This is a genomic window from Phenylobacterium sp., from assembly GCF_041913825.1.
Lineage (GTDB): Bacteria > Pseudomonadota > Alphaproteobacteria > Caulobacterales > Caulobacteraceae > Phenylobacterium.
In genome coordinates this window covers 152,838-174,223 of the sequence record NZ_JAYSEO010000011.1, presented here as the reverse complement: position 1 = coordinate 174,223, position 21,386 = coordinate 152,838, and the positions used below count along the sequence as shown (strand labels likewise).

The 21,386-nt window shown below is 71.0% G+C and carries 18 protein-coding genes; 8 read left to right on the top strand and 10 right to left on the bottom strand.

What is annotated here, in order from left to right; genetic code table 11:
• Both ACE3Q8_RS11610 and ACE3Q8_RS11605 read right to left on the bottom strand, forming a co-directional pair.
• Positions 1–423, bottom strand: coding sequence for a DUF2147 domain-containing protein (locus ACE3Q8_RS11610; protein WP_374470428.1), 423 nt, complete (start codon positions 421–423; stop codon positions 1–3).
• A 118-nt stretch (positions 424–541) separates the two neighbouring features.
• Entirely contained in the window at positions 542–1,666 is a 1,125-nt protein-coding gene (locus ACE3Q8_RS11605) for a hypothetical protein (protein WP_374470427.1), read from the bottom strand.
• A 172-nt stretch (positions 1,667–1,838) separates the two neighbouring features.
• Between ACE3Q8_RS11605 and ACE3Q8_RS11600 the strand changes: the two genes are divergently transcribed.
• Both ACE3Q8_RS11600 and ACE3Q8_RS11595 read left to right on the top strand, forming a co-directional pair.
• Positions 1,839–2,720 (top strand): lipid kinase, encoded by an 882-nt coding sequence (locus tag ACE3Q8_RS11600; RefSeq protein ID WP_374470426.1) that lies wholly within the window; start codon positions 1,839–1,841, stop codon positions 2,718–2,720.
• A 19-nt stretch (positions 2,721–2,739) separates the two neighbouring features.
• Positions 2,740–3,231: a YkgJ family cysteine cluster protein gene (locus tag ACE3Q8_RS11595; RefSeq protein ID WP_374470425.1), complete on the top strand. Its 492-nt coding sequence runs from the start codon at positions 2,740–2,742 to the stop codon at positions 3,229–3,231.
• Here ACE3Q8_RS11595 and ACE3Q8_RS11590 read toward each other — a convergent pair.
• Complete coding sequence (locus ACE3Q8_RS11590; protein ID WP_374470424.1) at positions 3,228–6,668, bottom strand: indolepyruvate ferredoxin oxidoreductase family protein; 3,441 nt, start codon at positions 6,666–6,668, stop codon at positions 3,228–3,230. The two genes, ACE3Q8_RS11595 and ACE3Q8_RS11590, sit on opposite strands and share 4 nt — an antisense overlap.
• A 141-nt stretch (positions 6,669–6,809) precedes the next feature.
• On the opposite strand from ACE3Q8_RS11590, the gene ACE3Q8_RS11585 reads away from it, so the two are divergent.
• Positions 6,810–7,307, top strand: a complete 498-nt coding sequence (locus ACE3Q8_RS11585; RefSeq protein WP_374470423.1) for an Lrp/AsnC family transcriptional regulator — start codon at positions 6,810–6,812, stop codon at positions 7,305–7,307.
• 77 nt (positions 7,308–7,384) lie between these two features.
• Here the strand turns inward: ACE3Q8_RS11585 and ACE3Q8_RS11580 are convergent, their stop codons facing one another.
• A complete protein-coding gene (locus ACE3Q8_RS11580; protein WP_374470422.1) occupies positions 7,385–9,310 on the bottom strand; it encodes a prolyl oligopeptidase family serine peptidase in 1,926 nt (641 codons plus the stop codon).
• A 123-nt stretch (positions 9,311–9,433) separates the two neighbouring features.
• Here ACE3Q8_RS11580 and ACE3Q8_RS11575 point away from each other — a divergent pair, with 123 nt between their 5' ends.
• The 3 genes from ACE3Q8_RS11575 to ACE3Q8_RS11565 all read left to right on the top strand — a co-directional run bounded on the left by ACE3Q8_RS11575 (position 9,434) and on the right by ACE3Q8_RS11565 (position 12,287).
• Positions 9,434–10,327, top strand: a complete 894-nt coding sequence (locus ACE3Q8_RS11575) for a pirin family protein (protein ID WP_374470421.1) — start codon at positions 9,434–9,436, stop codon at positions 10,325–10,327.
• Between the two features lie 75 nt (positions 10,328–10,402).
• Positions 10,403–11,773, top strand: coding sequence for an L-serine ammonia-lyase (locus ACE3Q8_RS11570; protein WP_374470439.1), 1,371 nt, complete (start codon positions 10,403–10,405; stop codon positions 11,771–11,773).
• Between the two features lie 73 nt (positions 11,774–11,846).
• On the top strand, positions 11,847–12,287 hold the full coding sequence (locus tag ACE3Q8_RS11565) for a YciI family protein (RefSeq protein ID WP_374470420.1): 441 nt from the start codon (positions 11,847–11,849) through the stop codon (positions 12,285–12,287).
• Here ACE3Q8_RS11565 and pgsA read toward each other — a convergent pair.
• The gene (gene pgsA, locus ACE3Q8_RS11560) at positions 12,284–12,898 is read right to left on the bottom strand and encodes a CDP-diacylglycerol--glycerol-3-phosphate 3-phosphatidyltransferase (protein WP_374470419.1); all 615 of its coding nucleotides are present in this window, start codon (positions 12,896–12,898) and stop codon (positions 12,284–12,286) included. The genes ACE3Q8_RS11565 and pgsA overlap by 4 nt on opposite strands.
• Positions 12,899–12,953: 55 nt before the next feature.
• On the bottom strand, positions 12,954–14,810 hold the full coding sequence (gene uvrC / locus ACE3Q8_RS11555; protein WP_374470418.1) for an excinuclease ABC subunit UvrC: 1,857 nt from the start codon (positions 14,808–14,810) through the stop codon (positions 12,954–12,956).
• A gap of 101 nt (positions 14,811–14,911) precedes the next feature.
• On the opposite strand from uvrC, the gene ACE3Q8_RS11550 reads away from it, so the two are divergent.
• On the top strand, positions 14,912–16,399 hold the full coding sequence (locus ACE3Q8_RS11550; protein ID WP_374470417.1) for a sensor histidine kinase: 1,488 nt from the start codon (positions 14,912–14,914) through the stop codon (positions 16,397–16,399).
• Here ACE3Q8_RS11550 and ACE3Q8_RS11545 read toward each other — a convergent pair.
• The 3 genes from ACE3Q8_RS11545 to ACE3Q8_RS11535 all read right to left on the bottom strand — a co-directional run bounded on the left by ACE3Q8_RS11545 (position 16,396) and on the right by ACE3Q8_RS11535 (position 19,205).
• Complete coding sequence (locus ACE3Q8_RS11545) at positions 16,396–16,701, bottom strand: winged helix-turn-helix domain-containing protein (RefSeq protein ID WP_374470416.1); 306 nt, start codon at positions 16,699–16,701, stop codon at positions 16,396–16,398. The genes ACE3Q8_RS11550 and ACE3Q8_RS11545 overlap by 4 nt on opposite strands.
• Positions 16,701–17,309 (bottom strand): hypothetical protein, encoded by a 609-nt coding sequence (locus tag ACE3Q8_RS11540; protein ID WP_374470415.1) that lies wholly within the window; start codon positions 17,307–17,309, stop codon positions 16,701–16,703. Before ACE3Q8_RS11540 ends, ACE3Q8_RS11545 begins: the two co-directional genes overlap by 1 nt.
• Before the next feature lie 108 nt (positions 17,310–17,417).
• Positions 17,418–19,205 (bottom strand): long-chain-acyl-CoA synthetase, encoded by a 1,788-nt coding sequence (locus ACE3Q8_RS11535; RefSeq protein ID WP_374470414.1) that lies wholly within the window; start codon positions 19,203–19,205, stop codon positions 17,418–17,420.
• A gap of 394 nt (positions 19,206–19,599) precedes the next feature.
• Between ACE3Q8_RS11535 and ACE3Q8_RS11530 the strand changes: the two genes are divergently transcribed.
• Entirely contained in the window at positions 19,600–20,511 is a 912-nt protein-coding gene (locus ACE3Q8_RS11530) for a hypothetical protein (RefSeq protein WP_374470413.1), read from the top strand.
• Between the two features lie 67 nt (positions 20,512–20,578).
• Here the strand turns inward: ACE3Q8_RS11530 and ACE3Q8_RS11525 are convergent, their stop codons facing one another.
• Positions 20,579–21,382 carry a hypothetical protein gene (locus tag ACE3Q8_RS11525; RefSeq protein ID WP_374470412.1) on the bottom strand — a complete coding sequence of 268 codons (804 nt, stop codon included), beginning with the start codon at positions 21,380–21,382 and terminating at the stop codon, positions 20,579–20,581.
• Positions 21,383–21,386: the final 4 nt, after the last annotated feature.

Below are 21,386 nucleotides of genomic sequence, written 5' to 3'. Positions count from 1 at the left end.
TCAGGTGATCTTGGTCCAGACCTGCGACTTGCACAGGAAGCCGCCGATCACGCAGCCCTTGGCGCGCAGGCGCCCGGCGTCCACCGGCTCGGCGATGCCGGTGAAGTTGCGGTTCAGCTCGGGCACGAAGACCTTGCCGCGCCAGACGCCGCGGCGCTCGTCCAGCTCCAGGTTCTTCAGCACCTGGGTGCCGACCAGGCTGGGGGTCCCGGCCTCGCGGGCCTTGGCCTGGGCCTTGGGCGAGGCCCAGACCACGGTGCCGCAGGCCGCGGCGCCGCACGGGCGGATCTCCACCCGGACGTTGTCCTTGGGATTGCGCCAGACGCCGAAGGCGTCGGCGGTGGCCGGCTGAGCCAGCGCGGACTGGCCGGCCATGAAAAACGCCGTGGCGGCCACGGCGGCGGTGACAACTCGACGATGCATAGCGGCGATTTAGGCGAAGGGACGGTGCGCGCAAGATGGTGCGGCGCCGCATCGCGTTCAGTGTGTGCCGGAAGTCACACAGGCGGTGCGCGCAGGGCGCACACCGCCTGCGGAAGCGTCAGTCGGCGCCCTTGGCCGGGACCTTGCCGCCTTTGGCCGGCGCGGGCTTGGCCGGGGCCGCCGCGGCGGCCGCCTTGTCCCGCTCCTCCTGGCGGGCGCCGCCGAGGATGCCCTCAAGCGCGTAGTTCCCCTCGTGACAGGCGTACTCGTAGATCACGCCGTCGAGCGGGCTCATCTCGTACTCGCCGCCCCAGGGCTGGTCCCACAGGGTGGGGTCCTCGACCGTGAAGGCGTAGTGCAGCCGGTCCTTGGCCACCCGGGTGAAGCGCTCGGTGACCTTCAGGTTCTCCCAGGAGCCCATGAACGCCTGGCGCTGCGGGATGTGGGTGGTCTCCACCACCAGGGTGTCGCCGTCCCACCAGCCGATGGAGTCGCCGAAGTAGGGGCGGACGTTGTCGGCGCGGTGCTTGTCGTTCAGCCGGATGATGCGGGCGTCGTGGTTCATCTCCACGAGGATGCTGACCGTCGTGGGGCTCTGAACGAACTGGTAGTTGTTGTTGTAGAAGCCGTTGGGGAACATCGGCGGGCCGGCGTTGCGGCCGAAGCCGATGATGCAGCGCTCGCCCAGCGACCGGTTCTCGGGGTTGTCGAACGAGCCCATGCCGCCGCCGCCGCCCGTGCGGGAGAGGCCGGCCGGCGCGGGCGCGCCCGCCTTGCGCTTCGGCGGCTGGCCGTTGGGCGTGGTCAGCAGCGAGGTGCGGGGCTCGCCGCGGACGCGCATGACGCTGTGGCCGGGATCCAGCCAGCCGCGGTTGTAGCCGCCCACGTCGCCGCCGGCGGCGGCGAACTCGGGCCGGACGTTGCCGGCCGGCGGCGGCGCCTCGGCCGGGGCGTTGGGATCGGTGGGCTTGTTGCCCTCCTCGACCTCCTGGATGACCGCCTGCTCCATGGCCTTCACCTCGTCCTCGGTGTGGACCAGGCGATCGCCATACTTGGCCGGGCGGAGCATCGGGGTGAGGGTGGAGTTCGACCAGTAGCCGCCGAGGTCCGGCTGCCCGAAGGCCGTGCGCGGCGCCTTGTAGGGCGCGGGCCTGGTCTGGGCGGCGGCCTCGAACGGCAGGGCGGCGAGCGCGAGCGGCGCGGCGCACAAGGCCGTGGCGACGAAGAAGGCGGCGCGTTTCACGATAGGCTCCCCATGATGTGTCGCCGACTGTGGCGCGGCGTTCATACCGAACTTACGAAAAAGGGGCGCATCCGGCAATGGCCTGGGCCACGGCGCCGCGCCCGGTCCACGGCGGTCCGGTTGAGCTTTTTGTGAGCGCCGGTCGTTTCGCTGGCATGACGGAGCCGCAACATTGATCCCGCCCCTGCGCCGCGGCCTCCTGGTGCGCAACGGCGGCAAGGGGGCGGACTGGGTCCCGGCCCTGCTGGCGCGCCTGGCCGCCCGGGGCGTCGAGCTCGCCGACACGCCGACGGAGTCCTGCGAGGACGCCTGCGCGGCGATCGCCCGCGCCGCCGCCGGCGCCGACCTGATCGTGGTGGCGGGGGGAGACGGCACGCTGAACGGCGTGGCCCCGGCCCTGCTGGAGGCCGGCCGGCCGGTGGGCGTCCTGCCGCTCGGCACCGCCAACGACCTCGCCCGGACCCTGAGCATCCCCGTGGACCTGGACGCCGCCGCCGACCTGATCGCCGACGGCGCCACCCGGCGGATCGACGTGGGCCTGGCCAACGGCAAGCCGTTCTTCAACGTGGCCAGCCTTGGGCTGTCGGCGCAGCTCGCGGCGAGCCTGGGCTCAGGCGCCAAGCACCGGTTCGGACGGTTCTCCTACGTGCTGGCGGCGCTGAGAGTGCTGCTGGGCGCCAAGACCTTCCGCGCCGCCATCGCGGCCGATGGCCAGGTGGTGCGGACGCAGACCTACCAGATCGCCGTCGGCAACGGGCGCTACTACGGCGGCGGGGCGGCGGTGAGCGAGGAGGCCGACATCGATACCGGCCGGCTGGTGCTCTACAGCCTGGAGGCCGGCAGCCTGTGGAAGGTTGTGCTGCTCGCCCCCCTGTTCCGCCAGGGCCGCCACGTGCGCTGGCGCGAGGTGCGAACGGCCAGCGCCACGGCGCTCGAGATCCGCACCCCCTCCCCCATGCCCGTCAACCTGGACGGGGAGCTGGCCACCGAGACGCCGCTGGCCTTGACGGTGCGGCCCAAGGCGGTGGAGGTGTTCGCGCCCGCCCGGAGCTGAGGGGCGGCGAAGGAGCGTCATGGCCGAGCGGCTCAAGACCTGCGGCTCCTGCACCCTGTGCTGCAAGGTGATGGCCGTGTCCGAGCTCTCGAAGCCCGGCGGGACGCTCTGCGTCCACGCCCGGCCCGGCAAGGGCTGCGGAATCTATGAGACCCGGCCGCAGGGCTGCCGCGCCTTCGCGTGCGTCTGGCTTATGGACCGGGAGATGCCGCACCGCTTCCGGCCGGACCAGACGAAGGTGGTGCTCGACATGGACCACGAGGGCCGGCGGCTGATCGCCCGCTGCGACCCGGCCAACCCGCTCGCCTGGCGGCGAAACCCCATGCACGCGGCGCTGAAGGGCTACGCCCAGGACCACTGGGGCACGGGCAAGGTGGTGATGGCCGTCGCCGGCCGCCGCGCCTGGGTGATCACGCCCAAGGCCGACATCGACCTGGGCGAGATCGACCCCGCCGCCCGGATCGAGGTGATCGAGGCGGCAGACGGGACGGTGAGCGTGAGGACCAGCTAGGCGCTCACGCCCTCGCGAGCCCCCGCCGTCTCCCATTCGGCCCAGAGGCGCTGTTCCTCGGCGCGGGCGGGGCCCAGGCTCGCTTCCTTGACGTGGCCGAAGCCGCGGATCTGCTGCGGCACCGCGGCGATCTTCACCGCCGTGGGCAGGTGGGCGGCGTCGAGGCGGGAGAGCAGGCGCTCCACCGTGGCCTCGTAGTCGCGCACCAGGCCGCGCTCCATCCTGCGCTCGGCGGTGTAGCCGAAGACGTCGAGGGGCGTGCCGCGCAGGCGCTTCATCTTCGCCATGACGGGGAAGGCCACGTCGGTCATCCAGCCGCCGAAGGCCATCTTCCTCGGCCGGCCGTCCTTGTCCTTGGGCGACAGGATCGGCGGGGCGAGCCAGACCTTGGCCTTGCCGCCCTTGAAGGTCTCGGCGCGGTAGGCCTTCCAGCGCGGGTCGGTGTGCAGGCGGGCGACCTCGTACTCGTCCTTGTAGGCCATCAGCTTGTAGAGGTTCATGGCCACGGCGCGGGTCAGCCGATCGGAGCCGAGGGGCGCTTCCGCCGCCTGCACCTTGCGCACCTGGTCGAGGTAGCGCTGGGCGTAGGCGCGGTCCTGGTAGGCCTCGAGCTCGCCGGCCCGGTGCGCGATCAGCTCGTCCACCGGCAGGGTCTCTGGCGTCGGCACGTCGTCCTCGCGCAGGCCGCGGCTGGACGGGTCGTGGGCGGCCTTGCGGCCGAGCTCGAAGGCCTGAAGGTTGGCCTCGGCGTCCACGCCGTTCAGGCGGATGGCGCGGTAGAGCGCCCGGCTGGAGATCGGGATCACGCCCTTCTGCCAGGCGAAGCCCAGCATGATCATGTTGGAGTAGATGGCGTCGCCGAGGTTGTTCACCGCCAGGTGCTGGGCCGGCATGGAGTCGTAGGACTTCACGGCCGCGGCGATCCGGCGGGCCTGGGCGTCGGCGTCGAAGCGCACGTCGCGATCGGTGACGAAGTCGGCGGTGGGGGCGAAGTCGGCGTTGCCGACGGCCACGGTGCGGTCCTTGGCGTAGAGCGCCAGCGCGTCGGCCCCGGCGGCCACCAGCAGGTCGCAGGCGATCAGCACATTGGCCGAGGCGGCGGGCACCCGGCCGCCGACGACGCTCTCCTCGGTCTCGCCGATGCGGACGTGGCTGAACACCGCCCCGCCCTTCTGGGCCAGGCCGGTCATGTCGACCACGGAGGCGGCGCGACCGTCCACGTGGGCGGCCATGGCCAGGATCGAGGCGACGGTGGTCACCCCCGTGCCGCCCACGCCGGTGAAGACGATGTTGCGCACGCCGGTGAAGGCCTCGAAGGTCGGCAGCGGGGTGGAGTCGGCCGTGAGCGCCGGCATCGCCTCCTTGTGCGGGTTCTCGGCGCCTTCCAGCGTGATGAACGAGGGACAGAAGCCTTCCAGGCAGGTGTAGTCCTGGTTGCAGGACGACTGGTTGATCTTCCGCTTGCGGCCGAACTCGGTGTTGAGCGGCTCGACAGAGACGCAGTGGCTGGTCTTCGAGCAGTCGCCGCAGCCTTCGCAGACCAGCGGATTGATCATCACGCGCCGCGGCGCGGCTTCCATCTTGCCGCGCTTGCGCCGGCGACGCTTCTCGGTGGCGCAGACCTGGTCGTAGATCAGGACGGTGACGCCGGGGATTTCGCGCAGCTCGCGCTGGACCTTCATCAGGTCGGAGCGCGGCTTCACCTCGACGCCCGGAGCGAGGTCGGTGACCTGCTCGTAGCGCTCCGGCTCGGCGGCCACGACCACCACCTTCTTCACGCCTTCCGAGGCGAGCTGGCGGGTGATCTGCGGAACGGTGAAGCCGCTCTCGGCGGTCTGGCCGCCGGTCATGGCCACGGCGTCGTTGAACAGCAGCTTGTAGGTGATGTTCGAACCGTTCGCGACAGAGCCGCGGATGGCGAGCGAGCCGGAGTGGTTGTAGGTGCCGTCGCCCAGGTTGACGAAGACGTGCTTCTCCTCGGTGAAGGGAGAGGCGCCCATCCAGGTCAGGCCCTCGCCGCCCATGTGGCTGGTGAGGTCGGTGGAGGGATCGTTGAAGCTCGCCATGTAGTGGCAGCCGATCCCGGCCAGCGCGCGGCTGCCTTCCGGCAGGCGGGTCGACGAGTTGTGGGGGCAGCCCGAGCAGAAGAACGGCTTGCGCTGCTGGTCGCTGGAGAGCGTCACCGCGGCCATGGAGGCGGCCGAGACGCGGTTCAGGTAGTCGTGCACCCGCTCCATGTGCGGACCGGGCGGCAGGCGGTCGGCGATGGCGAGCGCGATCTCGGCCACCGACAGCGAGCCGAGTTCGGAGAGCAGCGGGTGGCCCTGCTCGTCGGTCTTGCCGATGATCTTCGGCCGGGCGTGGGCCGGCAGGTCATAGAGGGCCGCGCGCGCCTGGGTCTCGATCAGCGGCCGCTTGTGCTCGATGACCATGAGGGTCTCGAGGCCGGCGGCGAAGGCGCGGATGCCGGTGGGCTCCAGCGGCCAGGGCATGCCCACTTTGTAGATGGCGATGCCGAGGCCGGCGGCTTCCGCCTGGCTGACGCCCATGGCGGACAGGGCCTCGATGACGTCCTTGTAGGCCTGGCCCTGGCAGACGATGCCGAGGCGCGGACGTGAGGAGCCGAGCATCACCCGGTCGATCCGGTTGGCCCGGGCGAAGGCCAGGGCGGCGGGAATCTTCTGGGTCCGCAGGCGCCGCTCCTTGTCGAGCGGCTGGTCCTTCAGGCGGATGCCGAGGCCGCCCGGCGGCAGGCGGAAGTTGTCGGGCGTGACGAACCGGTGGCGGTCCAGCGAGACATCGATGGTGACGCCGGAGTCCATGGTGTCGGCCACCGCGATCAGGCCGACCCAGAGGCCGGAGAAGCGCGACAGGGCGTAGCCCAGGAGGCCGTAGTCCAGCACCTCCTGCACGTCGGCGGGCGCCAGCACCGGCATCTCGAAGTCCTGGAAGGCGAACTCCGACTGCGACGGCAGGGTCGAGGACTTGCAGTTGTGGTCGTCGCCGGCCACCGCCAGGACGCCGCCCTTCGGGAAGACGCCGGCGAAGTTGGCGTGCTTGAAGGCGTCGCCGGTGCGGTCGACGCCCGGGGCCTTGCCGTACCACATGCCGAACACGCCGTCGTAGCGCGCGCCCGGGAACAGGTTGGCCTGCTGCGAGCCCCACACGGCGGTGGCGGCGAGGTCCTCGTTAAGGCCCTCCTTGAACACCACCTCGGCGGCCTTCAGGTGCTTCTCGGCCCGGCGGGCCTGCTGGTCGAGGCCGCCCAGGGGCGAGCCGCGATAGCCGGAGACAAATCCCGCCGTGTTCAGCCCCGCGGCGCGGTCCAGCCGGTGCTGGTCCATGAGCACGCGCAGGAGGGCCTGGACGCCGGTGATGAAAACCCGACCCTCGGTGAGCAGAAATTTGTCGTCCAGCGACACTTCCTGGTGGCGCATCGCAATTTTTATCCTTCGAGGGCTCCCTAAGGCTTTAGAAGATCATATAAGATCGCAGCAATTGCTTGCCAAAAGCGTGCCCCTGCCCTCCGGTTCCGGGGCAAGAAAGACGCCGGCAAGGCCCGAGAGAAGGAGGAAAACTTGTCCGAGGTGCTCGACGCCGTCGATGCCAAGATCCTGGACCTCATCCAGCATGACGCCGGCCTGTCCGTGGCCGAGATCGCCGAACGCGTCGGGCTGTCGTCGAGCCCCTGCTGGCGGCGCATCAAGCGCCTGGAGGACGCCGGCGTCATCCAGCGCCGCGTGACCATCCTCGACCGGGAGCGGCTGGGCCTGGGCTTCGAGGTCTATTGCACGGTCAAGCTGTCGCTGCCGACCAAGGACAATCTGGACGCCTTCGAACAGGCGATCGGCAAGCTGCCGGAGGTGGTGCAGTGCGCCACGGTCACCGGCGCGGCCGACTACGAGCTGCGGATCGTCACCCGCGACATGCACGCCTTCGACGACTTCCTGCGCGACAAGATCCTGTCGCTGGGCCTGGTGTCGAACATCGAGAGCCGGATCGTCATCCGCTCGGTCAAGCACACCACCGCCGCCCCGCTCGGGCTGGTGAGCCCGTACGTGAGCGCGCAGGGGTAAGGGCGGCCACCCGTGCGCTGACGCGCATCGGCCCTCACCCGGCCCTCTCCCCTCCCACCGGGTGGGGGGAGAGGAGATCAACGCGCGGCCGGGCCCGCCATGCCGAACTTCTCTTCCAGGAAGGCCGCCACCCGGCGCCACATGTGGACGCGGTTGGCGAGGTTGACCACCGAGTGGCCCTCGTCCGGGAAGCGCAGGTACACGACCTCGGTCCCGTTCCTGCGCACGGCCTCCACGAAGCGGTCAGACTCCGTCACCGGGTCGCGCGGGTCGTTGGCGCCGTGCTCCACCAGCAGCGGCGTGCGGATCTTGCCCGCGTTGTTGATCGGCGAGATCGAGGCGAAGAAGGCCCGGTCGGACGGGTTGTCGATGTCGCCGTACTCCTGGCGGTCGGAGGCCTTCAGCGCCGGTGAGGCGCCTTCCAGCGCCTTCACCCAGTCGCTGACGCCCACGAAGGACGCGCCGGCCACGAACAGGTCGGGATAAGCCCCCACCGCCGCATTGGTGAGATAGCCGCCGTAGGAGCCGCCCATGACCGCGGCCTTGGCCGGATCGACCCGGCCGCTGGAGCGCATGTAGGCCACGGCGTCGGCGACGTCGCCCAGCTCCTTCACCCGCAGCCGCTTGTCGTTCAGGCGGGCGAAGGTCTTCCCGTAGCCGGTGGAGCCCCGGTAGTTGAGGTCGAGCACCGCCATGCCGCGGGCCGCGAAGTACTGCAGATGCGGCGAGAAGCCGGGGACGGCGTGCGCGCTGGGACCGCCGTGCAGATGCAGGACCAGCGGGGGCTTCGGCGCGCCAGCCGGCAGCTTGGGCGCGTAGAACAGCCCGTGAAGGGTGACGCCGTCGCGGGCCTTGAAGGTGACGGCCTCGGGCGTGACCATGGCGGCGGGATCGAGGCCCGCCCAGCTCGTCGCCACGGGGCGGGAGAGCACGCCCGTGGCCAGGTTCCAGGTGAACACCTCGCCGCTCGACTGCGCGCCGGTCACCCGCACGCCGAGCACCGGCGCGTCCTTGGCGAAGGCGATGGAATAGACGCCGCGCGGCAGGGCCGGCACGTCCAGCCGCCGGGTGTGGCGGTCGAGCACGGTGATCCGGCTGTAGCCCTCCACCTCGGTGACCCAGGCCACGAAGCGGCCGTCGCCGCTGAGGCTGACGCCGCTCACCTCGTGGGGGACGCTCTCCACGAACTTCAGCTTGCGCTCGCCCATGTCGTAGAAGGCGAGGTTCTGGAACTCGCGGTCCAGGTTCGAGACCATGAAGAACCCGGAGCCGTCGGGCAGCCATTCGAAGCTGTCGAAGTTGGCCGCCACCTTGGGCCGGGCCAGCAGCTCCATCTTTCCGGTGTCGACGTTCAGCAGGTGGAGGTCCGCCCCGTCCTCGCCGCGCACCTCGGTGACCACCACGTGGGCGCCGCCGGGCTGCCAGGCGCGAGGCAGGAAGCCGAACGAGCCCTCGTACACCCGCTTCGACGCGCCGGTGGCGAGGTCGGCGACGTAGATGTCGAAGTCGCGGCCGTTGCGCTCGGTGGAGGCGTAGACCACCCGCCCGTCCCTGGAGACGTCGCCGATCTCGCGGAAGGCGTCGGACTTCTGGATCAGCACCCGCTCGCGCCGGCCGTCCGGCGAGAGCACGTAGAAGCCCTGGCGCTCGTCGCCGGCGGTGTCGGCGCCGTAGATCACGCCCGAGCCGCCGGGCAGGGCGCGCATGGAGTCGATGCCGGAGCCGAAGGTGAGCTGGGTCGGCCAGCCGCCCGCGGCCGGCGCGCTCCAGAGCTGCGGCACGCCGGTGACGTTGCTGATGTAGAAGACCGTGGAGCCGTCGGCCGAGAGGTCGAAGTCGCTGGCCCCGCGGACCAGCAGGTAGCGGGTGATGTCGACGCCCTCGCCCGCCAGGCCCAGGGCCACCGGCCCGGGCTTCGGCACGTCGGCCGCCACCGGCCACGACTGCGCCCCGGCTGCGCCCGCCATCAGGGCCACGACGGCCGCCATACCCACTGCCCGCATCATACGCTCTGGTCCCCCGAGAATTGCGCGCGACATTAGCCGAGCGGCCGGGCGGAGCAATCGGCCGTCGCCATCGCGCGCCGGCCGCCCCATATTGCCGGCGAGCTGAGCCACGGAGTTCCCATGATCGACCTCGTCATCGACCAGCGGCGCAAGGACCTGGGCGGGTTCGAGGTGGGCCGCGTCCTGCCCTATCCGCAGCGGCGGATGGTCGGACCGTTCGTGTTCTTCGACCACATGGGCCCCGCCGAGTTCCAGCCGGGCTTCGGCCGCGAGGTGGACGTGCGGCCGCACCCGCACATCGGGCTCTCCACCCTCTCCTACCTGTTCGAGGGCTCGATCACCCACCGCGACAGCGTGGGCGCGCACCAGGACATCTGGCCGGGCGAGGTCAACTGGATGACCGCCGGCAGCGGCATCACCCACTCCGAGCGGTTCGAGCACCTGCGCGCGAACGGCGGGCGGATGAACGGCATCCAGTGCTGGATCGCGCTGCCCGTGGAGGACGAGGAGACCGCGCCGGGCTTCGTCCACCATGGCGCGGAGGAGCTGCCCAGCTACGAGAGCGGCGGCCTCTCGGCCCGGCTGATCGCCGGCGAGGCGTTCGGCGCCCGCTCGCCGGTCAAGGTCCACTCGCCGCTGTTCTACGTGCACTGGACGCTGGCGGCGGGCGCGCAGGCGCAGCTCCCGGCCGAGTACCCCGAGCGCGCGGCCTATGTGGCGCAGGGCGTGGTGGAGGTGGAGGGCCGCCAGTTCCACGAGGGTCAGATGATGGTCTTCCAGCCCGGCCACCCGGTGCTGTTCACGGCGGTGACGCCGGCCATCGTCATGCTGCTGGGCGGCGAGCCGGTGGGGCCGCGGTTCATCGAGTGGAACTTCGTCCATTCGTCGAAGGACCGGATCGAGCAGGCCAAGGCCGACTGGCGCGCCGGGCGCATGAAGCTGCCCGACGCCGACGACAAGGAGTTCATCCCGCTGCCCGGCGACCCGCCGCCGCCGGCCAATCCGATGAGCTGACGGACGGGAAGATTTCGCCCCTGTGGAGGTTCGTGGGCGGTTGAGCCTTGCGCGGAATGCGCGTCTATGGGGCTCATGAACGTCAGCGTCTTCGACCTCTTCAAGCTGGGGGTCGGCCCCTCCAGTTCGCACACCATGGGGCCGATGACGGCGGCGGCGCGGTTCCTGGCCTGGCTGGGCGAAGCCGCAGCCCGGGTCGAGCGGGTGGAGACCACCCTCTACGCCTCGCTGGCGCTGACCGGGCGGGGGCACGCCACCGACCGGGCGGTCCTGCTGGGCCTGGCCGGGTTCGAGCCGCGGACCCTGGACCCCGACGCCGCCGAGCAGACGCTGGCGCAGATCCGCGGCGAGGGCCGGCTGAGGCTGGGCGGCGGCCGCGAGATCGCCTTCGACGAGGCCCGCGACCTGGTCTGGGCCGGGCGCACGCGCCTGCCGCAGCACCCCAACGCCGTGAAGTTCGCCGCCTTCGACGCCGAGGGCGCGCCGGTGGCGGAGCGGACCTACTTCTCCATCGGCGGCGGCTTCGTGCGGGACGAGGACGAGATGGGCCAGAACGCGCCCGCCGAGGAGGGGCCGCCGGTCCCGCATCCCTTCGCCTCGGGCGACGAGCTGCTGCAGCGGGCGGCGATGGCCAACCTGACCATCGCCGAGCTGATGTTCGAGAACGAGCGCGCGCTGCGCTCCGAACAGGAGATCAACGACGGCCTCGATGAGATCGCCGCGGCCATGTACGCCTGCATCGATCGCGGCCTGCGCGAGGACGGGGTGCTGCCCGGCGGGCTGAAGGTGCCGCGGCGCGCGCACCAGGTCTGGCAGAACCTGATGGCCGACGCCGACCGGCGGATCGCCGACCCGCTGGCGGCCCTGGACTGGGTGAACCTCTGGGCGCTGGCGGTGAACGAGGAGAACGCGGCCGGCGGGCGGGTGGTCACCGCGCCGACCAACGGGGCGGCGGGCCTGCTGCCGGCGGTGCTGCGCTACTACGACCGCTTCCACCAGGGCACGGCGGAGAAGCGGCGGACCTTCCTGCTGACGGCGGCGGCGATCGGCGCGCTCTACAAGACGAACGCCTCGATCTCGGGGGCGGAGGTCGGCTGCCAGGGCGAGGTGGGCGTCGCCTGCTCCATGGCCGCGGCGGGTCTCGCGGCGGCGCTGGGCGCGTCCAACGCGCAGATCGAGAACGCCGCCGAGATCGCCATGGAGCACAACCTCGGCCTCACCTGCGATCCGATCGGCGGCCTGGTGCAGATCCCCTGCATCGAGCGCAACGCCATGGGTGCGGTGAAGGCCATCGACGCCGCCAGGCTCGCCCTGCTGGGCGACGGGCGCCACACCGTCAGCCTCGACAAGGTCATCGCCACCATGAAGCGGACCGGCGAGGACATGAGCGCGATCTACAAGGAGACCTCGCTCGGCGGCCTGGCGGTCAATCTCGCCGAGTGTTGACGCCGGCGCGCGAGCTTGTCGGGATCGGAGCCGCCCGATCGTCCTTGGGCCAGAACCCAGGAGGAGACTTCCGATGCGCTACCTGATGATCGTCAAAGCCACCCCGATGTCGGAAGCCGGCGCGTTCCCGCCCGACGCCGAGAAGCTGTTCGCCGAGATGGCCGAGTTCAACAACGAGCTGATCGCCGCCGGGGTGCTGCTGGACGGCGCCGGCCTGAAGCCGAGCTCGGCCGGCAAGCGGGTCCGCTTCCAGGGCCGCGGGAACACCGTGGTGACGGACGGCCCGTTCGCCGAGACCAAGGAGCTGATCGCCGGCTACTGGATCATCCAGTGCAAGGACATGGACGAGGCGCTGTCCTGGGCGCGGAAGATCCCGTTCGACGACGGCGAGGTGGAGCTGCGCCCGTTCAGCGAGCCCGAGGACTTCGAAGGCCTGGTGACCGACGAGGTCATGGAGCAGGAGAAGGCCTGGCGCGACGACCAGGCCGCCCGGGCCCCAAAGGCGGACGCCTAGGCGCCCAGCGCCTTGCGCGTCTGCTCCCAGTACTGGGCGCCGGTGATCAGGGTGACCACCGCCGCCAGCCAGAAGAGGGCGTGGGCGAAGAGGGCGAAGCCGGCCTGCCACTCGGCGGGCAGGCTGAACGCGCCCCAGGCGGCGACCACCAGCTCGAGCGCCAGGGCGGTGAGCTGGAGCGTCGTCTTCCATTTGGCGAGCAGGGTGACCGGCAGCTTCACGCCCTTGCCGGCGCCCACCTCGCGCAGCGCGCTGACCGTGAACTCGCGGAACAGGATCAGGCCGGCCGGCAGGACCACCATCGGCTGGGGTCCGAGCGAGAGAAGGCCGAGCACCGCGCCGCAGACCAGCACCTTGTCGCCGATCGGATCGAGGATCGCGCCCCAGACGCTGGTGGCGTTCAGCCGCCGGGCGAGCCAGCCGTCGAAGAAGTCGGTCACCGCGGCCACCACGAAGGCGTAGACCGCCCAGCGCTCGAGCGCGAACTGGGTCTCCGGCGGCAGGTCGTCGGAGATGAAGGGGATCGCCCCCGCCGCCGCGGCCAGGGCCAGGAACATGAACAGCGCCAGCACGAGGCGCATGGACGTCAGGATGTTCGGCAGGGACTTCATGAGGGCTTGAGCGTACGCGGCCTGTGCTTCGTTCCCATGAAGCTTAGCCGTTGCGCTACGCCTTGTGGAAGAAGGCGTAGATGCGCTGGGCCAGCGGGAGGCTGACGCCCTCCACCTTGGCGAGGTCCTCCACCGAGGCGCGGGAGACGCCGCGGGCGGAGCCGAAGGTGTGCAGGAGCGCGCGCTTGCGGCCCGGCCCGACGCCGTCGATCTCGTCCAGCGGGTTCTTCTTCATGTCGATGGCGCGGCGGGTCCGGTGGCTGCCGATGGCGAACCGGTGGGCCTCGTCGCGCAGGCGCTGGAGGTAGTAGAGGACCGGGCTCTTGGGCTCGAGCATGAACGGCTCCTTGCCCGGGATGAAGAACCGCTCCAGCCCGGCGTCGCGGTCCGGGCCCTTGGCCACGCCGACCACCGGGATGTCGTCGACGCCCAGGTCGGCCATGATCTCCATGGCGGCGGCGAGCTGGCCCGCGCCGCCGTCGATCAGCACGAGGTCGGGGCGGACGGCGTCGGCGCCCTCCTCCTCTTCCTTGACCAGGCGCGAGAAGCGGCGGCGCAGGACCTCGCGCATCATGCCGTAGTCGTCGCCGGGGGTGAGTTCGGTCGAGCGGATATTGAACTTGCGGTACTGGTTCTTCTGGAAGCCCTCGGGGCCGGCCACGATCATGCCGCCGACGGCGTTCGTGCCCATGATGTGGCTGTTGTCGTAGACCTCGATCCGCTCCGGCTGGCCCTCCAGGCCGAAGGCCTCGCAGACCCCGGCCAGGAGCTTGGACTGGGCCGAGCTCTCGGCGAGCTTCCGGCCCAGCGCCTCGCGGGCGTTGGTCAGGGCGTGGTCGACGAGCTTCTTCTTCTCGCCGCGCTGCGGCCGGCTGATCTCCACGCGGCGGCCGGACTTCTGGGCGAAGGCCTCGGCCAGCAGGGCGCAGTCGCTGGGCTCGACGTTGGCCAGGATCAGCCGCGGGATCGGCTTGTCGTCGTAGAACTGACCGAGGAAGGCGCTCATCACGTCCGGATCCTCGTCGGCCTTGTCCACGCGCGGGAAGTAGGCGCGGTTGCCCCAGTTCTGGCCGGCGCGGAAGAAGAACACCTGCACGCAGGCCTGGCCGCCCTCGGCGTGAAGGGCGAAGACGTCGGCCTCGTCGACGGTCTCGGGGTTGATCTGCTGTTCCTGGGCGATGGAGGCCAGCGCCCGGATGCGGTCGCGCAGGCGCGCCGCGCGCTCGAACTCCAGGTCGTCGGAGGCGGCCTGCATCTCCTCGGCGAGCTTGGACATCACCGCCCGGCTCTTGCCGCGCAGGAAGGCCTGCGACTGGTCCACCAGGGCGTTGTAGTCCTCGAGGCTGATCAGGCCGGTGCACGGCGCCGAGCAGCGGCGGATCTGGTGCAGCATGCAGGGCCGGGTGCGGCTGTCGTAGACGCTGTCCGAGCAGGACCGGAGCAGGAACGCCTTCTGCAGGGTGTTGAGCGTGCGGTTCACCGCCCAGGCGCTGGCGAAGGGCCCGAAGTACTCGCCCTTGATGGTGTGCGCGCCGCGGTGCTTGCGCAGTTGCGGGGCCTCGTGGTCCCGCCGGATGACGATCTCCGGGAAGCTCTTGTCGTCGCGCAGCAGCACGTTGAAGCGCGGCTTGAGCTGCTTGATCAGGTTGATCTCGAGCAGCAGGGCGTCCGTCTCCGTCTGGGTGGTGACGAACTCCATGGACCGGGTCAGGTCCACCATGTGCGCGATGCGCTGGGTGTGGAAGCGCCCCTGGGCGTACTGCAGGACGCGCTTCTTCAGGCTCCGGGCCTTGCCGACGTACAGCACCTCGCCGTCCTCGCCGATCATGCGGTAGACGCCCGGCCGGTCGGGCAGGCGTTTGACCTCATCCTTGATCAGGGCGGCGCCCTTGAGGGCGGGGGAAGCGAGCATGCCCGCACATATAGGGCGGTTCGGGCGCTCTGGCAGCGCGACCTTTTTCATGCGAGGCGGTATGCAGATGCGCGGACACACGTCCGGGAGCCCCTGCCGCGATGGATGACACTGGAGCTGAGCTGAGGCCGGACACCGACGTTCCGGACTACGCCGCCGCGTTCATGCGGTTGCCCAGCCCCTACATGATCCTCGACCGGGAGCTCCGCTACGTCGAGGTGAACGACGCCTACTGCGCGACTCTGGAGCGCCGCCGCGAGGACCTGATCGGCCGCAACCTGTTCGACGTGTTCCCCAATCCGGGCGAGAGCGGCCGGCGGCTGCGGACCTCCTTCGAGCAGGTGCTGGCGACCGGCCAGCCGCACTCCATCCCGCTGATCCCCTACCCCATCGAGCGCCCGGCCAGCCGCGGCGGCGGGTTCGAGATGCGCTACTGGTCGGCCGCGCACGTGCCCCTGCTGGCCGCCGACGGCACGACCCGGTTCATCGTCCAGAACACCGTCGACGTCACCGAGCTGCAGCGCCTGAAGGAGATCGCCTACGGTCCCGGCGGTCCCGACATCCGGCCGGGCGAGAAGGACCTGCTGCTCCGCACCCTCGAGGCCGAGGAGATCAACAAGGCGCTGCTGGAGGAGACCCAGGGCCTGCGCGACCTCTTCATGCAGGCGCCGGGCTTCATGGCGGTGCTGGCCGGCCCCGAGTTGCGCTTCGCCCTGGTGAACCGCGCCTACCTGCAGCTCATCGGGCACCGGCAGGTGATCGGGCGCAGCATCGACGAGGCGCTGCCCGAGGTCCGCACGCAGGGGTTCACCGCCCTGCTGCAAGGCGTGCTGCGGGACCGCGAGCCGTTCATCGGCCGGGCGCTGAGCGTCTTCCTGCAGCGGGAGCCCGACGCCCCGCTGGAGGAGCGGTTCGTCGACTTCATCTACCAGCCGATCCTGTCCAAGTCGGGCGAGGCGTGGGGCGTCTTCGTCGAGGGCAGCGACGTCACCGACCGGGTCCGGGCCGAGCAGCAGCAGAAGCTGCTGGTGGACGAGCTGAACCATCGGGTGAAGAACACCCTGGCCACCGTGCAGGCGATCGCCGCCCAGACGCTCCGGACCAACGCCGAGCCGGCGGCGTTCCGCCAGGCGTTCGAGGCCCGCCTGCTGGCGCTGGCCGCAACCCACGACCTGCTCACCGCCACGAGCTGGCGCGGCGCGCAGCTCCGCGACGTCGTGCAGGTGGAGTTCCGCCCCTACGGGCCCGAGCGGTACCTGCTGGACGGCCCGAACGTCGACCTCGCGCCGGCCGAGGCCCTGACGCTCGGGCTGCTGTTCCACGAGCTGGCGACCAATGCCGCCAAATACGGGGCGCTCTCGGTGGCCGAGGGCCGGGTGGAGGTCCGCTGGACCGTGGCCGACGGGCGGCTGGAGCTGACCTGGCGGGAGAGCGGCGGGCCGGCGGTCGCGCCGCCCACCCGCCGCGGCTTCGGCTCGCGGCTGATCGAACGCAGCCTGAAGGGCGAGATGCGCGGCGAGGCGGTGCTGGAGTTCGCACCGGGCGGCCTCCTCTGCCGCGTGTCGGTGCCGCTCCGGACCTCGGCCTAGCCCTGGCCGTTGACCAGGCGGGCCATGGCGTCGAGGTAGCCGAGGAAGGCGCGGCGGCCGGCCTCGGTGAGCGTCACCCGGGTGAGCGGCTTGCGGCCCACGAAGCTCTTATCGATCGCCACATAGCCCGCCTCCTCCAGCTTCCGCAGATGGACCGACAGGTTGCCGTCCGTGGCCTGAAGCCTGGCCTTCAGCTCGTTGAAATCCGCGGTCCCGCCGGAGGCGAGGTAGGCCATGACGCCCAGCCGCATCCGGCCGTGGATCACCTCGTCCAGGGCGCCGATGTCGAAGTCGTCGTCCATCAGGCCGTCCGCCGGGACTGGCGCATCAGGACCGCGCCGGGCGCGGCCAGCAGGGCCAGCAGGCCGAGGCCGAACAGCAGCCAGGCGGCCGGCTGGTCCACGAACCAGGCGCAGGCCAGCGCCATCGCATAGGCGCCGAGCGCCACCGCCTTCATCCAGGACTGGCGCATCAGGGTGCCGGCGACGATCCAGGACGAGCCGTAGAGCGCCATGAGCACACAGGGGAAGGCCGACATCAGGTTGGGGATCTGCAGCCGCCAGCTCACCACGCCCAGGCTGACGCCGATCACGAAGATCGCCCAGCCCACGGCCGACCAGGCGACGCCTGTGGCCACCTGGTAGGGGCTGCCGGTCTGCGGGATGCCGCGCAGCAGCCAGACCAGGGCCGCCACATAGACCACCGTCGCCGCCAGGAAGACGCCGCCGTACATCCAGTTCTCCATCGCGCCGGTGACCAGCAGGGTCCACACCGCGAGGCTGGCGACGCCATAGAGGCCGCCCGCCATGAGCAGGATGGATCCCCCGACCATCGGCCGGTCGCGCCCGGCCTCGGCGAGTTCGCGGAGGAAGGCGATGTCGTCGCTCACGTTCTGGTTCTGCCGGGCCATGTCAGCCGCTCCCGTTTCGATGACGGGGTTATCTCAAAAGTACTTTGCATTGTAAAGCACGTACCCCACGCGACACACGGCGCGCAGTGGGCGCCCGGGCGGCGCGGGTCAGACCTTGACGGTTCCGGAGGCGAGCTTGTCGAACACGCCCTTGGTGATCTTCACGTAGCCCTTCCTGGGATCGTGGAAGAACAGCGGGCCCTTGATCCTGGCGGGATCGAAGCCGTCGGTCACCAGGTCCACCTTGCGCAGCTTGAAGGTGCCGGTGGTGGTGAGCTCCGGCAGGATACGGAGGAACAGCGGCTGGGCGTAGGACGGCAGCTCGCGGGCCACATGCTCGCCGAAGGCGGCGACGTCGAACTCCGGCTCGACCACCAGGGCGGCCATGCCGGCCCGGCCGTCGGCGCCGGCCACCTCCACCCCATAGACGTTCGCCTCCTTCACACCGGGCGCGGCCAGCAGCCGCTCGGCCACCTCGTTCGTGGAGACGTTCTCGCCCTTCCAGCGGAAGGTGTCGCCGATCCGGTCGACGAAATAGAAGTAGCCGTCGGCGTCGGCCTTCATCAGGTCGCCGGTGGCGAACCAGCGGTCCCCCTTCTCGAAGACGTCCCGCAGGATCTTCTTCTCGGACGCCGCCCTGTCCACATAGCCGGTGTAGTCGGTGCGGGCGTCGGAGCCGATCTTGCCGATGCACTCGCCCACCTGGCCGGGCCCGCACTCGACGCAGAAGCCGTCGGTCCCGCGGATCGGCTTCTCGGTCTCCACGTCGAACTGGATGAGCCGGATGTTGAACCGCTTGCGCAGCCACTTCGGCGCGCGGCCGATCGCCCCTTCCCGGCCGTCGAAGTTGAACATGCTGACGTTGCCTTCCGTGGAGCCGTAGAACTCCAGGATCTCCGGGATGCGGAAGCGCCGCTTCAGCTCGGCCCAGACGTCGGGACGCAGGCCGTTGCCGAAGGCCAGCCGGATCTTGTGCCGACCTTCCGCCGGGTGCTCCGGCGCATTGACCAGGTAGCGGCAGAGCTCGCCGATGTAGACGAACATGGTGCAGCCCTCGGCGACCACCTCCTCCCAGAAGTGGCTGGCCGAGAACTTGCGGCGCAGCACCACCGAGCCGCCGTTCAGGAAGGCCGCGCCCAGGGCGCAGAGCCCGCCGGTGGCGTGGTAGAGCGGCAGGGCCACGTAGATCCGGTCGCTGGCCTTCGCCCCGGTCGAGCCGGCGAAGCCGCGCATGTAGAGCTGGGCGCGCTGGTGGGTGACCTTGGCGGCCTTGGGCATGCCGGTGGTGCCGGAGGTGAAGATCAGCAGCGCCGTGTCGCGGGCGCGGAGGTCCTCGCGCACGCTGCGGTCCGGCGGCAGCATGGAGCAGCTCTTCAGCGCCTGGACGAGGTCGCGCTGGTCGCCGTGGGCAGGGCCCAGCACCCACTGCTGGATCGTCCGCTCGAGCAGCGGGCGCGCCGCCTCGAAGACCGGCGAGGTCTCGGCGTCGACGATCACGTGATTGGCCTGGGAGATGTTCAGGCAGTGCGCCAGCGGCAGGCCGGCGAGCTGGTTGTTGATGAGCGCGGTGACGACGCCGATCTTCGACAGGCCGTACCAGACGCAGAAATACTCCAGCCGGTTCGGCATGAAGAGCGCCACCGTCTGACCGCGGCGGATACCCAGCCCCTTGGCCCAGTGGGCGAAGCGGTTGGCGATGGCGTCCATCTCGCCGTAGGTGACGGTGCGGCCCTCGAAGGTGAGCGCCGGCCGCTCGCGGTGCGCCTCGACGGCGGCTTGGACGTCGTCGCAGACGAGGTTGTCGCTGTCCGGCGCGATGGACTTCACGCGCTTGAGGGTCCGGTTCAGCCCACGCAGAAAACGCCACTCGCGCTGGAGCCTTGCCTTAAGGCGCATCATCCCCTCCGACCTGAGCAGGGACCTTGGCGAACGCCGCCGTGACAGGTCAAGCCAAGCCGTGGCGCGGATGGCCGCATGCGCGACCGCGGCGCGGCCGGCGCGGCGTTCGCGCCACAGGCGAGCCGTCGCGGGTCCGCCGAGCGGCTGCAGGAATAAGGTCATTCGGCGCCCGACGGCGCCCGATTCCTGCCATCATGGCGAAGGTCGCGCAGGCATTTGCAGATGCAGATCCCTGTATTTCAAGATGTTCCGCTGGCCCTGCAGGTCACATCCGAGAGCCCCGAAGTCGCGCCACAGTGTTCAATGGTGAAGCTTGTCCAGTCACGATTTCGGAACCGGCTTGGGCATGGGCGAGTTTCCCGGTCCACGAGATTTCCTGGAGGGACTGATCATGTCCATGAACTATACGCCGTCTTCGCAGACCCCCGGCGGGTCGACGGAGAGCGGTGAGTCGATGTTCGCCGCCACGCCCGTTTGGGAACGCGCCGGCAAGAAGCGCCGCGGCGGTCTCGCCCGCACGTCTTCCACGACGCAGGCGGCGAGCGCCGGCCCGGCGTCGGCCGCGGCCATGGACCGCCCGGTGAGCGGCGCGGCGGCGGACCGGCCCATGACCTCGAGCCACACGGGCGGCCTCCACACGACGACGACGACGACGGAGCCAATGACCGCGGCGCCGGCCCGCACCCGCACGACCACCGCCAAGAAGAAGGGCGGCGTACCCGCCGCGGCCCTGGCGGCCGGCGTCGTGGCCCTGGGGGGCCTGGCCGCGGCCGGCTGGTACGCCAGCCAGCCCAACGAGACCGGCGTCGCCGAGTTGTCGCCGGGGGAGCCCGCCGACATGGCCGCGGCCACGTCCGCCGCCGCGCCGATGGCCGCCACGTCCGCGGCTCCTGCGCCGATGCAGACCGCCGCCGCCGAAACCGCGGCCGCGCCGCCGGCGGTGAACGCCGGCGCCACGCAGCGCGCGGCGAGCGCCGAGCGGAGCACCACCCGCACCGCCAGTGTCTCGCGGACCCGCCCGGCCGCCGCCGCCGCCTCGGCTGGCGAGGCGGGCGTGAACGCCAGCGCCACCACGACCCTTCCCTCGGGCCCGCAGCCCTATTCGGCGCTGAGCGGCTCGACCGCTTCGGCGACCCCCGCCCCGGCCGCTCCGGACGCGCCGGCCACCACGCCGGACGCCTCGGCCGCGCCCTCGGTCCCGGTGACCCCGCCGACCCTGCCGACCGACCCGGCCACGGGCGCCGGCGCGGACACGTCGAGCCCGGCCACGGCCACGCCGGCCGATCCGACCGCCCAGCCGTAAGGCCGGCCAAGGTTCCAAGACAGGAGGGCGGTCCCGCATCGGGGCCGCCCTTCTTTCGTGCCTGCGATCAGCCGGCGCGCGGCCGCATGACCAGCCAGGGGGTCGGCTGGATCCGCCATTCCCAGAGCGCCAGCAGGCGGTCGAGCTCGTTCAGCCCGTCCATCCAAGGCGGCGGGTCGACGACCCGGGAGCCCTGCCGCACGACCGTGATCTCGTGGGTGGGCTCGAACCGCGCGATCATGGTGGCGAGCGCGCCCGGCCGGTAGACGTCGTGGGTCTCGACCACCAGGCTCATGCCGGCCAGCGCCGGGCTGAGCTCCGGCTGCAGCACGTCGAGCTCGGCGCCCTCGGCGTCGACGATCACCAGGGTCCGCCGGCCAGCGAAGGCCTCGAAGTCCGTCGGTCGGAACTCACCGCCCACCTTCACCCGGTCGGCGACGCCGTTGCGGGCGGCGAGGACGGCGCAGGCCTCCCGCGCCCTCGGATCGATGTCGTGGGCGTGGACGACGACGCCCGGTGCGGCCCGGGCGAGGCCCACGGCGTAATAGCCCTCGGCGCAGCCCACATCGACGATGACCTCCGGCCCCTCGGCGAGGAAGGCGCGCAGGTGCGGCTGGAGCTCGGCCTCGTAGACCCCGAGCAGGCGCGGAATGAGCGCCCCCTCGGCGGCCTCGGCCACGTAATCCATGCCCTCGAAGAGGCCGGACCAGATCCGCGTGCCCTGCCGCGCCACATAGGTGTTGGCCAGCATCCGCGAGCGCCACTGGGCGAGGAAGCGCAGCACCCGCAGGAGGTGCGAGGCCTCCACCGGCCGGGGCCAGTCCCGCACCCATTCGGCGATGCGCGCGCCGTAGCGCTCGGCGAGGCTCATGATG

Excerpts from the sequence above, each read along its gene's own strand:
- ACE3Q8_RS11610 (WP_374470428.1), bottom strand. The coding sequence starts at position 423 with ATGCATCGTCGAGTTGTCACCGCCGCCGTGGCCGCCACGGCGTTTTTC.
- ACE3Q8_RS11595 (WP_374470425.1), top strand. The coding sequence starts at position 2,740 with ATGGCCGAGCGGCTCAAGACCTGCGGCTCCTGCACCCTGTGCTGCAAG.
- ACE3Q8_RS11590 (WP_374470424.1), bottom strand. The coding sequence starts at position 6,668 with ATGCGCCACCAGGAAGTGTCGCTGGACGACAAATTTCTGCTCACCGAG.
- ACE3Q8_RS11580 (WP_374470422.1), bottom strand. The coding sequence starts at position 9,310 with ATGCGGGCAGTGGGTATGGCGGCCGTCGTGGCCCTGATGGCGGGCGCA.
- ACE3Q8_RS11575 (WP_374470421.1), top strand. The coding sequence starts at position 9,434 with ATGATCGACCTCGTCATCGACCAGCGGCGCAAGGACCTGGGCGGGTTC.
- ACE3Q8_RS11570 (WP_374470439.1), top strand. The coding sequence starts at position 10,403 with ATGAACGTCAGCGTCTTCGACCTCTTCAAGCTGGGGGTCGGCCCCTCC.
- ACE3Q8_RS11565 (WP_374470420.1), top strand. The coding sequence starts at position 11,847 with ATGCGCTACCTGATGATCGTCAAAGCCACCCCGATGTCGGAAGCCGGC.
- pgsA (WP_374470419.1), bottom strand. The coding sequence starts at position 12,898 with ATGAAGTCCCTGCCGAACATCCTGACGTCCATGCGCCTCGTGCTGGCG.
- uvrC (WP_374470418.1), bottom strand. The coding sequence starts at position 14,810 with ATGCTCGCTTCCCCCGCCCTCAAGGGCGCCGCCCTGATCAAGGATGAG.
- ACE3Q8_RS11550 (WP_374470417.1), top strand. The coding sequence starts at position 14,912 with ATGGATGACACTGGAGCTGAGCTGAGGCCGGACACCGACGTTCCGGAC.
- ACE3Q8_RS11545 (WP_374470416.1), bottom strand. The coding sequence starts at position 16,701 with ATGGACGACGACTTCGACATCGGCGCCCTGGACGAGGTGATCCACGGC.
- ACE3Q8_RS11540 (WP_374470415.1), bottom strand. The coding sequence starts at position 17,309 with ATGGCCCGGCAGAACCAGAACGTGAGCGACGACATCGCCTTCCTCCGC.
- ACE3Q8_RS11535 (WP_374470414.1), bottom strand. The coding sequence starts at position 19,205 with ATGCGCCTTAAGGCAAGGCTCCAGCGCGAGTGGCGTTTTCTGCGTGGG.
- ACE3Q8_RS11530 (WP_374470413.1), top strand. The coding sequence starts at position 19,600 with ATGTCCATGAACTATACGCCGTCTTCGCAGACCCCCGGCGGGTCGACG.
- ACE3Q8_RS11525 (WP_374470412.1), bottom strand. The coding sequence starts at position 21,382 with ATGAGCCTCGCCGAGCGCTACGGCGCGCGCATCGCCGAATGGGTGCGG.